Below are 11,915 nucleotides of genomic sequence, written 5' to 3'. Positions count from 1 at the left end.
CAACCATCGTAGGCTGTTCCGCCACCGGACACAGCCATCGCCGACGGGCCGGAGCGGCGTGCCGCATTCGCATGAGTTATAACGAGCGAAACGCCTGAGGGGTTCCCCCGATGTGCCGACCGTGGTGACCATCAGGTAGAAAACGGGGTATGGCACAGAGCGGACACCAAGGCAGCCACGCGGGAAGCCCCAAATCGTGGCTCGCCGTCAGCACGATCCTCATCGGCTTCCTCGTTGGCGGGATCGCCCTCGTCGCGGGCCCCAACTGGCTGTACTTCTGGGTCGGCGTCGGCATCTGCGCGGTCGGCGGCCTGCTCGCGCTCGCGGTCGACATCTTCTCCGACGTGATCGTCGACGCGCCCCGGGAGATCGAAGCGCAGGAGCACCATTCCCCGTTCGAGCACCACAAGGCCTGAGCCGTACGGCCCCCGGCGGCGGTGTCCGGCGACCGACCGCCGACAGCCCCGTACCTTCGAAAGCCCTGGCCGCCGACGGCCCCTGACCTTCGAAAGAATGTCGGTCGCCCCGTTTAGCATCTTCGGATGTGACCGACCTGACCTCCGACGAGGCCCGCAGGATCATCTTGCGGGCCCAGGGTTTCCTCGGCGCGAGCGCGCGCGGCGGTGGCATGTCCGCCATGCTGCGGCGGGTGGGCGCCGTCCAGCTCGACACCATCTCTGTGCTGGCGCGCTCCCATGAACTCGTCGCGTACGCCCGGCTCGGTCCTGTCGGGCGTACGAAGGTGGAGCGCGCCTACTGGCACGACCCTCCGCGCGCCTTCGAATACTGGTGTCACGCCGCATGCGTCCTCCCCCTCGAACAGTGGCCCCTGTACGGCTTCCGCCGCCGGGCCTATCGTGAGCGGCGGTTTCGCTGGCACGAGGTGCCGCCGACGATCGACAAAATCCTGGATCTCGTCCGCTCGGAGGGACCGGTCACCACCGCGGACATCGGCGGAGCGCGTAATGGCGGCCCCTGGTGGGACTGGTCGGATTCCAAGATCGCGATCGAGTTCCTGCTCGACATCGGCGAGGTGGTCTGCACCCGGCGGATCGGCTGGCGTCGCGTCTACGACCTGGCAGAACGTGTGATCCCCGCCGATCTGCTGGACGAGGATCCCACCGACGCGGAGTGCGTCGCCGGGCTCACCGCGATCGCCGGCCGCTCCCTGGGCGTGGCGACCCGGGCCGACCTCGTCGATTTCACCCGGGTGAAGGGGAATTACGCCGAGTTGCTCGACGATGCCCTGCTGAGCGGTGCCGCCGGACTCGTGCCGGTACGGGTCGCCGGGTGGCCGCCGGCTCGACGCCGTTCCGGAGCCCGGGCTGGAGCGGAAACCGACACGGCCGGCGCCCCCAACGCCTGGGCGGACCCGGCCGCACTCGAGACGGAGCCCCGCGGCCGACACCGGACCACGCCGCTGTCGCCGTTCGACTCCCTCATCTGGGATCGGCCCCGAACTGAGCGGATCTTCGGGGTGAGCCACCGCCTGGAGGCGTACGTGCCGAAGGACAGACGGGTCCACGGCTATTTCGCGATGCCGGTCCTGGCGGGCGGGCAGATCATAGGCCGGGTGGATCCGGCGCGGGAGGGCCGCACGCTCGTCGCCCGGCAGGTCGGCTTCGAAGCCGGCGTCAGCCGTACCGCGGCGGGTCGCAGTGCGGCCATCACAGCTATGCGTGACGCGCTGACGGAGGCCGCGAGCTGGGTGGACTGCACGGATCTCCGGGTCGAGCGGATCACCTCGCCGGAGTTCGACGGACCGCTGCGGGCGGCGCTCGACGCCAAAAATCATGCGTGAGCGACCAAGGGATCATATAGCGTTTTCCGCGTGATTCCGACCTCCCGCAGCACCGTCTCCCCCGGGGGGCGCGCATGCTGAGCCGACTGCTCCGTACGTACCTGCGGCCGTACTCGTCGGCGCTGACCGCGGTGATTCTGTTCCAACTGGTCGGCACCATCGCCTCGCTGTATCTGCCCAGCCTGAACGCCGACATCATCGACAAGGGCGTCGCGACCGGCGACACCGGCTACATCCTGACCACCGGCGGCTGGATGCTGACTGTTTCCCTCGTCCAGATCACCTGCTCGATCGCAGCGGTCTACCACGGGGCCAAGGTGGCGGCCGGGTTCGGGCGGGACCTCCGATCTGCGATCTTCCACCAGGTGGGCGGGTTCTCCACCCGGGAGGTCACCCAGTTCGGCGCGCCCTCGTTGATCACTCGCAACACCAACGACGTGCAGCAGGTCCAGATGCTCGTGGTGATGACCTGCACGATGCTGGTCGCAGCGCCGATCATGGGCATCGGCGGCATCATCATGGCGTTGCGCCAGGACCTCGGGCTGTCCTGGCTCATGCTGGTCTGCGTCCCGGTGCTGCTGCTCGCGATCGGACTGATCGTCTCCCGGATGGTTCCGCAGTTCCGCGCCATGCAGACCCGCATCGACGTGGTCAACCAGGTGCTGCGCGAGCAGCTCTCCGGCATCCGCGTGGTGCGGGCCTTCGTCCGGGAGCGTGAGGAGACCCACCGGTTCGGCGAGGCGAACGACGCGCTGACCGAGACGGCGCTGCGCGTCGGACGGCTGACCGCGCTCATCTTCCCCACCGTGATGTTGATCCTCAACGCCTCCAGCGTCGCCGTGCTGTGGTTCGGCGCCGCCCGGGTGGACAGCGGAGAGATGCAGGTCGGCGCCCTCACCGCGTTCCTCATGTATCTGCTGCAGATTCTCATGTCGATGATGATGGCCACCTTCATCTCGATGATGATCCCGCGCGCCGCGGTCTGCGCCGAGCGCATCGGCGAGGTGCTGGACACCGAGTCGTCGGTGCGACCGCCCGAGCGCCCCGTACGGCAGGTGGACCGCCGCGCCGAGCTGGAGCTGCGCGACGTCGAGTTCCGCTATCCGGGGGCGGCGGCTCCGGTGCTGTCCGGCATCTCCTTCCACGCCGTCGCGGGACAGACCACCGCCGTCATCGGCAGCACCGGGTCGGGCAAGACGTCGCTGGTCTCCCTGGTGCCCCGGCTCTTCGACGCCACCTCCGGCGCCGTACTGATCGACGGCGTCGACGTACGCGATCTCGACCCTGAGATGCTCTGGTCGCGGATCGGCCTGGTGCCGCAGAAGCCGTACCTGTTCACCGGCACCGTCGCGAGCAACCTGCGGTACGGCAACCCGGACGCCACCGACGAGGAGCTGTGGGAGGCGCTGGAGGTCGCTCAGGCCCGCGACTTCGTCGAGGCGATGCCTGAGGGCCTGCAGGCGCCGATCACGCAGGGAGGCACGAACGTGTCCGGCGGCCAGCGGCAGCGGCTCTCGATCGCCCGGGCGCTGGTCGCCGAACCTGAGATCTACCTGTTCGACGACTCGTTCTCGGCCCTCGACCTGACCACCGACGCCCGGTTGCGCGCCGCGCTGCGCTCGTACACGGCCGAGGCCACCGTGGTCATCGTCGCCCAGCGGGTCTCCACGATCATCGACGCCGACCAGATCATCGTCCTGGACGACGGGCGCATCGTCGGCATCGGCACCCATGACGAACTGCTCGGCTCCTGCCCGACCTATGTCGAGATCGTCGAGTCCCAACTGACCATTGAGAGTGCGGCATGAGCGACCGGCCGACGGCGGCACCAACGCGACCGCGACCCCCCATGGGAGGCGGCGGCCTGGGAGGCCGCGGTTTCGGCGTGGGAATGCCCGCGGAGAAGTCCATGAACTTCGGGCCCTCTGCCCGGCGGCTGCTCCGGCGGTTGAGCCCCGAGCGTACGAGAGTCCTGGCCGTGATCGGCCTCGCCGTGATCAGCGTGGTGTTCTCGGTCATCGGACCGAAGATCCTCGGCCGCGCGACAGACGTGATCTTCAGTGGTGTGATCGGCGGCCAGTTGCCCGCCGGAATCAGCAAGGAGCAGGCGGTTCAGGCGGCTCGCGCCTCGGGCCGTGACAACTTCGCCGACATGGTCGCGGCGATGGACCTCGTCCCGGGTCACGGCATCGACTTCGGTGCGCTCGCCACGGCACTGGCCTGGGCCCTTGGGCTCTACGTCGCGGCGTCGGGCTTCATGTGGCTGCAGGGCTACCTGCTCAACGACGTGACCCAACGCACCGTGTTCCGGCTGCGGGCCGACGTCGAGGACAAGATCAACCGGCTACCGCTGCGGTTCTTCGACGGCCAGCCGCGCGGCGAGCTGCTCAGCCGGGTCACCAACGACATCGACAACGTGTCCCAGACCCTGCAGCAGACGCTGAGCCAGCTGCTGACCTCGCTGCTCACCGTGATCGGCGTGCTGGCCATGATGTTCGTCATCTCGCCGCTGCTCGCGGTGATCGCATTGGTGACCATCCCCGTCACGATGCTCGTCACCGGTCAGATCGCCAAGCGCTCGCAGAAGCACTTCGTCGCGCAGTGGGCCCACACGGGCACCCTGAACGCCCATATCGAGGAGGCGTTCACCGGCCACGAACTGGTGAAGGTGTTCGGACGCGGACCGGAGGTCGAGCAGGTGTTCCGGGAGCGGAACGACGCCCTGTACAAGGCGAGCTTCGGCGCCCAGTTCATCTCCGGAATCATCATGCCGACGATGATGTTCATCGGGAACCTCAACTATGTGGCCATCGCCGTCGTCGGCGCCGTACGGGTGGCCACGGGATCGATGAGCCTGGGCGACGTCCAGGCGTTCATCCAGTACTCCCGGCAGTTCACCCAGCCGTTGACCCAGGTCGCCTCGATGGCGAACCTGCTGCAGTCGGGCGTGGCGTCCGCCGAGCGGGTCTTCGAACTGCTGGACGCGGAGGAGCAGGAGCCCGACCCCGCCGAGCCGGCGCTGCCTGCCACCCGGCGGGGCCGCGTCGAGTTCGAGCACGTGTCCTTCCGTTACGACCCCGAACAGCCCCTCATCGAGGACCTGTCGCTGGTGGCCGACCCCGGGCACACGATCGCGATCGTCGGTCCCACGGGCGCGGGAAAGACCACGCTGGTCAACCTGATCATGCGCTTCTACGAGCTCGACGCGGGCCGCATCACCCTGGACGGCGTCGACATCACCGAGATGCGCCGCGAGGACCTGCGCTCGCAGATCGGAATGGTCCTCCAGGACACCTGGCTGTTCAGCGGCACGATCCGTGACAACATCGCGTACGGCAACCCGCGGGCCACCGACGAGGAGATCCACGCCGCCGCACGGGCCACGTACGTCGACCGTTTCGTCCGCACACTGCCCGACGGGTACGACACGGTGATCGACGAGGAGGGCGGCAACGTCAGCGCCGGCGAGAAGCAGTTGATCACGATCGCCCGGGCCTTCCTCGCCGACCCGTCGTTGCTCATCCTGGACGAGGCCACCAGCTCGGTCGACACTCGGACCGAGGTCCTGGTGCAGCATGCGATGGCCGCGCTCCGCAGCGACCGCACCAGCTTCGTCATCGCCCACCGGCTGTCCACCATCCGGGACGCCGACCTCATCCTGGTCATGGAGGCGGGCAGCATCGTCGAGCAGGGCACCCATGACGAACTGCTCGCCACCCATGGCGCCTACCACCGGCTGTACTCCGCGCAATTCAGCGGCGCCCTGGTTTCGGCCGACGAGGAGACGGCGACCAGCGGCTCCTAGGTGATCTCGAGCAGGCGCTCGCGGACGGCGTAGACCACGGCCTCCATCCGGGAGTGGAGCTGGAGCTTCTCCAGGATGTTGCGCACATGGTTCTTGACCGTGTTCTCGGAGATGAACAGCTCCTTGGCGATCTCCCGGTTGTTCATGCCCTTCGCGACGAGGCGGAGCACCTCCATCTCGCGTTCGGTCAGCTTGGGCACGGGGAGCTGCGGAGGGCGCTCGGCCTCCTTGCGGCTCATGTTCGCGAACTCGGAGATCAGCTTCGCGGCCATCGCGGGGTTGATGAGCGACTGGCCCTCGTGCACCCCGCGCACGGCGTCGGGCACCTCGTCGAGTTGGACGTCCTTGAGCAGATATCCGGTGGCACCCGCCTTGATCGCCTCGAAGAGATCCTCCTCCTCGTCGCTGACCGTCAGCATGATGATCCGGGTGCTCGGCACCGATTCCTTGATGGCTCGGGTCGCCTCGATGCCGTCCTGTTTCGGCATCCGGACATCCATGAGGACCACGTCCGGGAGCAGCCGGCCGGCCAGTTCGACCGCCTCCCGGCCGTCGCTCGCCTCGCCCACCACCTCGATGTCCGCCTCCGCGGCCAGCGCCAACTCAAGGCTGCGCCGGATCAGCGCGTGATCGTCGACGATCAGCACACGGATCGGCTCACCGCGACCGGCAACAGGGGCAACCTCATCGGATCGGGTCACGAAACCTCCTCGCGGGGGCCAAGGACGCTAATGCTCTTCCCGCAAACGTTCACGGTCAACGCACCGACCGTCATCATTACACGGTTCCGGACGAGATGCGGATCTTCATCTGCCGGCCGCATGACTTCCGGCCGTCTCGGCCGGCCTCCGGCGGAGGCCCCGGTCACCTGACGCCGTGCCTGGCGAGCACCTCCGATACCGCGGGTCCCATGGGGGTCAACTGCTGCTGAAGGGCGCGAAGCAGCACAAGCGGATCTTCAGCGGGTGCCTGATTAATCATGGATCGTCCTACTGGCCCGCCGAGTGCGAGCAGCGCATCCCTACCGATGTCGGGGATGTTGATGGCCGCGTCTCGGATCAGCTTGGCGCGGCCACGCAGGGATTCGGCGACCACACGGGCATTCCGCGTCATCGTCCCCAGCTCGGTCCGCACCCGGTCCTGATGAGGACCTTTCCAACGCATTCGGCCTACCGAATCGTTGACGGGCTTCAGCAACTCCTCGATGGCTTCGGCCAGATCCTGGTGTTCATGTGCCAACCGCAACAAGTCATCGCGTAGCGACATCCCCGTTTCCCATCCGATCGACACCGATGGTGTGAGAATACTTCCACGTCGTGCAAAGAACGGCTAGCTTCTTGTCCTGTGGATCCGGAGCGGGTGGTCGACCCAGACGAACTGGAAAAATTGGCCAAGCAGCTCACAGACAGGCAGCAACTGGCCGAGGAGTACTACAAGCGGGCCTGCCAGTTCATGGGACAGCCAGGGGCGAATCAGTTGGTGACCGTGCTGAAGTGGGCCACCGACACCGCCGGCGACCTGCGCGATCGCGCCCAGATCTCCCGAGCCGCGGATAAGGGCGGCGACCCCTTTGGGGCGTTGTCGACATTCGGTCTCACCACCGCAATCAGCAAGGTTTCCGGACAAGACAGAACCCGATTGGAGAATGACCTCAAAGCACTTATCGCCGATAACGCCAAGGCCGGCCCGGAGCAACGTGCACAGGCGATTCGAGAGTTCTTCGGAAAACTGACCGCCGCCGAACGTTCCTGGCTGGCCATCGAACGGCCCGAGGTGGTGGGCCGATTGGACGGCGCTCCCGCAACCGTCAGGTACGCCGCCAACCGATTACTGATCGAGCGCGCCCTCGCCCACGAGCAGCGGAACCTGGCCGAACTGAAGGCCGGCATTCCGAAGAAGCCTCGAGTGGAGTCGCTGATCGAGCACGGTCTCGTCAACGACCCCCGGTTCGCATCGCTGTTTGAGCGCGCCCTCGGCGACGGCCCCCAGATGGCGCTGCTGCTCGGGCAGGCCTCCGTCTACAGCCCCCAGATGGCACAGAAGATCAGGCAGGCCTTAGCCCGCGATCCCGAGATCTCACGGAAGATCGAGCGCGCCCTCGACGACGACCCCCAGATGGCACAGAGGCTCGAGCGCGCGATCCCCCAAGACCCCCGGGTGTCACAGCTGGAGCAGCGGGTGGCCCGCATGTCGGAGCTCCTCCAGCCTCGGGTGACCGGCGACAACCAGCTCAAGCAACGGCAGTTCCTGCTCTTCGATCCCGCCGACGACGGCCGGGTCGCCGAGGTCTTCGGCGATCTCGCCAAGGCCAAGCACGTCGCCGTCATGGTCCCCGGCATCACCAACCGGCTGGATAACTACGACGACATCGCGAATGACGCGGAGAATCTTCTCGCGGATCGCATGACCGGTAAGGATCTGCCGGAGACGGCGGTGATCACGTGGCTGGGATACGACACGCCCGAGTTCGGCGACTCCGTGCTGCCGGCCAAGGCCGAGGCGGGCGCCCCCGCCCTGCACTCATTCCGGGCCGGACTGGACGCGGCCAAGGGGGCGAAGTTCGCGCTGTTCGCCCACAGCTACGGCACGCTGCTGTCGAGCAAGGCACTGCAGCAGGGCGCGTCGTTCGACTCAGTGGTCTTCATGGGCAGCCCCGGTCTGGGCCCCAACGTCAAGAGTGCCGCCGACCTCAAGCTCACCGCCGGCACCCAGGTGTTCGCCATGCGAGCCCCCGCTGATTGGGTCTCCTACACCGAGGCGCACGGCTACGATCCCGCCGACATGCCCGATATCCAGCGACTGGCCACCGGCGCATCGTCCGGGCACTCCAAGTACTACATTCCCAAGAACACCGGACTGGACAATCTTCAGACCGTCCTCACCGGTGATGCCTACGTGCGGCCGTTCACCGGCTCGCCGAGGGTCGATGACGAGCAGTTCGGCGCGAGCGGCGTACGGGTCCTGGTCAAGGAACTTCAGAGCCGGGTGCCGCAGTGGAAGACGGGCGAGCTGGCCGCGGCGCTCGACCCGGTCATCAAGAGCGCGCTCGCCGGAGAGACCGATCAGAAGGCCGTGATCAACCAGGCCATGCATGAGCTGCGGAAATCCGAGCTCGGCGGCTATCTCTCCGCTGCCGACATCACCGAGATCACCGCCAAGGCCCTCGCGGCGGCCGGTGCGCCACTCGCCGAACGAGCCATTCTGTTCACCGCGACCAGGGGAGCCTACCCGCGATGAGATTCCCCACCTTGCTCCTCGGAGCCGTGGCGGCGTCGGTCCTGCTCGCACTCATGACCGCCTGTACAAGCGAATTGGAGGCGAAGATGACGCCAGAGGAGTCCCGCCAGGTCTTCATCACCGAGGCCAAGGCCGTCATCCAGGCCGTCTTTCCCGACGTTGATCCTCTTGTTGTTGTAAAGGCAAGGGACGTCCCGTGTGGTGGGCCGGTCGGTACTGACTACTCGAGCGTGGAAACCACCATCAATGTCCACGGTGACGCGCCGGATGACAACCTGGACCCCGATCATGTCTTCGAACAGGTCAACGAGGTGTTGAAGCAGCGGGGCTGGCAGATCAACTACACACGTAATCGGATCGCGGGGGCCGAACGCGAGGGTGTCGGCGGCATCAGTGCGGGAGTAGGAGACTCGCCCATTGGCATCAACATTCTCGGGGACACCGAGTGTGTGGAGAACCCGGAGAAATGAGTTCGTCCCTGTCGCTGCGGCTCCAGGCCGTCCTCGTGGCGTTATCTCTGGTCGTGCTCGCGGTCGGCTGCGCCGGCGAACCGGCGAAGCCGGACATGACTCCCGACGAGTCCCGCGAGGTCTTCATCGCCGAGACGATCGCCGTCATCCGGGCCGTCCTGCCGGACACCGACCCTCGCATCGCCGTACAGGAAATGAACCGGCCGTGTGGCGGACCGGCCGGCACCGACTACTCCAGCGTTGCGGCAGGCATCAGCGCCCACGGCGAAGACCCGGACGATGCGATGGATCCCGACAACGTGTTCCGGAACGTCGTCGAGGTGCTCAAGCAGCGGGGCTGGCGGGTCAAGTACAGCGACAACCGGATAGCCGGGGCCGAGCGCGAGGGCGTCGGCGACATCAGTGCCGTGCTGGCCGAGTCTCCGCTCGGCATCGACATCATCGGCACGACCGAGTGCGTGAGGAATCCCGCCTTCACTCACGCGCCTATGTAGTCAGCTCAAACGGTCGCGGCAGCAGGGCGGGCCGGACCCGATGGACGTGGTCCGGCCCGCATCCGGCAGGGACTACCCCTCGACGAGCCTGAGGACTCCGTAGTTGTAGCCGCGCCGCCGGTAGACGACGCTGGGCAGGTCTCCCTCCTTGTCGCGGAAGAGGAAGAAGTCGTGGCCCACGAGCTCCATCTCAAGGAGCGCCTGATCGATCGTCATGGGCTCGGCCTTGTGGAACTTCTCGCGGACGACGAGCGGGCCGTCGCCGTCCATCTCGATCGGGACGACGGAGTCCGCGAAGCCACCCTGTTCTTCCCGGGCGCCGGTTCGCGCCTCGGTGACCGGCACCGGCTCCGCTTCGGCCTCGACCGACGGACGCGGCTCCGGCAGTGGGATCCGCTGCGCCGCATCCTCCGCCGAGGTGGCGGTCCATGCGCCGAGGGGGGGCATGGGGTGGTTCCCACGGTGGATCTTCCTGCGGTCCCGCAGCCGCCGCAGCCGCTCCTCCAGCTTGGCGAGCGCGATGTCGAGGGCAGCGAACCGGTCGTCCGCGGACGCCTCCGCGCGGATCACCGGCCCCCGGGAGTAGACGGTCAGTTCCATCCGTTCCCGGTGACCGCTCTGCCGATGATTGGGCAGTTGGGAAACCTCCGCGTCTACGCGGATGAGCTTGTTGTCCAGTCGTTCGATCCTGGCCAGCTTGGCAGTCACTTGATCACGGAATCGGTCACTCACTGCGGTGTGCCGTCCCTTGACGATGATTTCCACGCAAAGCCCCCCTTCGCACATCGACTGTGCTACACAGCGCTCGAAGCACCCGTCCGGCCGACCTGGTCTTCGTCCCCACATTCGCCTGCTGAGGGGTTCGCAGCTCACTTGCCACTAATGCCCTTCTCCCCTGACGGAAGGCATCTGACCTACCGGGAGGGCAGGACTTACTTCTAAGCCGCACCGTGATCGGCCGACCAAGAGTCGCCTTACGTGGACCGTTTCGCCTGCGGCTGGCATCGGCTAGCCAGGCCGGACCCCTGAACGGAGTCGGCCCGGCGCAACCACGGACCCGAACGGGTGCCATGTCTGCACGCTAGCCGCTGGCGGCAGGAATGTCAGCCACGGGGTCCGGCAGACGATCACTTTGCGTTAGCTCCGTTTCAGATGAGACCGGTGAAACATCCCGCCAAGACACCGGAATCACCTGGGATCTCGCCCCCTCCGATGCTCCGACCAGGAGAATCGCCCCGAGGTTGACACAGAGATGTATCCCCTTAGCCATGGAGGGTTTTTACCCATCTTTACTCTCTGTCATAGTTCGCCGATTTGCTCCCTGGGCGTGTCGGCCTCGGCCCTGACGGTCCTTCCTGCGTGTCGCGGCGACCGTCACCGCCAGCGGCACCTTGACTCCGGCCAGCCGGATCGCCCGGGCCGCCTCGGCCAGCGTCGATCCGGTGGTGACGATGTCGTCGACCAGAACGACCACCGCTCCCCGGCTCCCGAGCGTCGCCAGGAGCCCCGTACGGCCGGGCACCACCTCGAACGCGCCCGACAGGTTGGCGGCGCGCCGCGTCGAACTGAGCCCCGCCTGGTCGGCCACCCGTCTCACCTGCCGGAGCATCGGAGCGGACATGACCGGCAGGCCCAGTGCGCGCAACTCCTCTGCCGCGGCCCTGCTGACAGCCCGGACCGGATCATGACCCCGCTTCCGCGACGCGGCACGGGCACTCGGAACCGGGACCAGCGCGATCGGCCGAGGCCCCCGGTCGGCCCACTCGGCCGACGTCGTCAGGGCCGCGGCGGTCACCCGGGCGAGGCAGGCGCCCAGGATCGGGGCGACAGCCGTACGGCCGTGCTCTTTGAAGGCGAGGATCATGCGGCGTGCCGCACCGTCATAGGCGGTCGCCGACCAGCATTCCGGCAGACCCGGCGGCGGCGGATCCGGCGGACGGGGAGCCGGATCCCGCAGCAGCTGTGCCGTACAGGCACGGCACGCCACCGATCCCGGTTCATCACAGCCGGCGCATCGAGATGGGATGACGAGGTCGAGAAGGGCCGCGAGCACGGCCCTACCGTGCCAGCCGCCACCGACAAGACAGCCTGCTCCCGGGGCGCGCCCC

General features: G+C 67.2%; 11 protein-coding genes. 7 read left to right on the top strand and 4 right to left on the bottom strand.

Translation table 11 applies throughout. From position 1 onward, the window contains the following. The first annotated feature begins 149 nt into the window (after nt 1-149). From ACFHYQ_RS10805 to ACFHYQ_RS10790, 4 genes are all read left to right on the top strand, one after another. The gene (locus ACFHYQ_RS10805) at nt 150-416 is read left to right on the top strand and encodes an HGxxPAAW family protein (RefSeq protein ID WP_394300976.1); all 267 of its coding nucleotides are present in this window, start codon (nt 150-152) and stop codon (nt 414-416) included. A gap of 128 nt (nt 417-544) precedes the next feature. Further along, complete coding sequence (locus ACFHYQ_RS10800; RefSeq protein ID WP_394300975.1) at nt 545-1,801, top strand: winged helix-turn-helix domain-containing protein; 1,257 nt, start codon at nt 545-547, stop codon at nt 1,799-1,801. A gap of 74 nt (nt 1,802-1,875) precedes the next feature. Then, nucleotides 1,876-3,609 (top strand): ABC transporter ATP-binding protein, encoded by a 1,734-nt coding sequence (locus ACFHYQ_RS10795; protein ID WP_394300974.1) that lies wholly within the window; start codon nt 1,876-1,878, stop codon nt 3,607-3,609. Between the two features lie 83 nt (nt 3,610-3,692). Further along, nucleotides 3,693-5,606 carry an ABC transporter ATP-binding protein gene (locus ACFHYQ_RS10790; protein ID WP_394301105.1) on the top strand — a complete coding sequence of 638 codons (1,914 nt, stop codon included), beginning with the start codon at nt 3,693-3,695 and terminating at the stop codon, nt 5,604-5,606. On the opposite strand, the gene ACFHYQ_RS10785 is transcribed toward ACFHYQ_RS10790, so the two are convergent. Then, the gene (locus ACFHYQ_RS10785; RefSeq protein ID WP_394300973.1) at nt 5,603-6,307 is read right to left on the bottom strand and encodes a response regulator; all 705 of its coding nucleotides are present in this window, start codon (nt 6,305-6,307) and stop codon (nt 5,603-5,605) included. The two genes, ACFHYQ_RS10790 and ACFHYQ_RS10785, sit on opposite strands and share 4 nt — an antisense overlap. A gap of 163 nt (nt 6,308-6,470) precedes the next feature. Further along, the gene (locus tag ACFHYQ_RS10780) at nt 6,471-6,896 is read right to left on the bottom strand and encodes a hypothetical protein (RefSeq protein WP_394300972.1); all 426 of its coding nucleotides are present in this window, start codon (nt 6,894-6,896) and stop codon (nt 6,471-6,473) included. Nucleotides 6,897-6,950: 54 nt separating this feature from the next. Here ACFHYQ_RS10780 and ACFHYQ_RS10775 point away from each other — a divergent pair, with 54 nt between their 5' ends. From ACFHYQ_RS10775 to ACFHYQ_RS10765, 3 genes are read left to right on the top strand one after another with little or no spacing between them, the layout of a single operon-like run. Continuing rightward, complete coding sequence (locus ACFHYQ_RS10775; protein WP_394300971.1) at nt 6,951-8,843, top strand: alpha/beta hydrolase; 1,893 nt, start codon at nt 6,951-6,953, stop codon at nt 8,841-8,843. Next, nucleotides 8,840-9,313 carry a hypothetical protein gene (locus ACFHYQ_RS10770; protein WP_394300970.1) on the top strand — a complete coding sequence of 158 codons (474 nt, stop codon included), beginning with the start codon at nt 8,840-8,842 and terminating at the stop codon, nt 9,311-9,313. The genes ACFHYQ_RS10775 and ACFHYQ_RS10770 overlap by 4 nt, the downstream gene beginning before the upstream one ends. Then, entirely contained in the window at nt 9,310-9,807 is a 498-nt protein-coding gene (locus tag ACFHYQ_RS10765) for a hypothetical protein (RefSeq protein WP_394300969.1), read from the top strand. Before ACFHYQ_RS10770 ends, ACFHYQ_RS10765 begins: the two co-directional genes overlap by 4 nt. 72 nt (nt 9,808-9,879) lie before the next feature. Here ACFHYQ_RS10765 and hpf read toward each other — a convergent pair whose 3' ends face one another. Then, nucleotides 9,880-10,572: a ribosome hibernation-promoting factor, HPF/YfiA family gene (gene hpf / locus ACFHYQ_RS10760; RefSeq protein WP_394300968.1), complete on the bottom strand. Its 693-nt coding sequence runs from the start codon at nt 10,570-10,572 to the stop codon at nt 9,880-9,882. A 514-nt stretch (nt 10,573-11,086) separates the two neighbouring features. Next, on the bottom strand, nt 11,087-11,860 hold the full coding sequence (locus ACFHYQ_RS10755) for a ComF family protein (protein WP_394300967.1): 774 nt from the start codon (nt 11,858-11,860) through the stop codon (nt 11,087-11,089). Nucleotides 11,861-11,915: the final 55 nt, after the last annotated feature.

Origin of the sequence: Sphaerimonospora cavernae, assembly GCF_042435035.1 — a bacterium.
GTDB classification, from domain to species: Bacteria; Actinomycetota; Actinomycetes; order Streptosporangiales; family Streptosporangiaceae; genus Sphaerimonospora; species Sphaerimonospora cavernae.
This window is presented reverse-complemented; position numbering and strand designations above follow the sequence as displayed.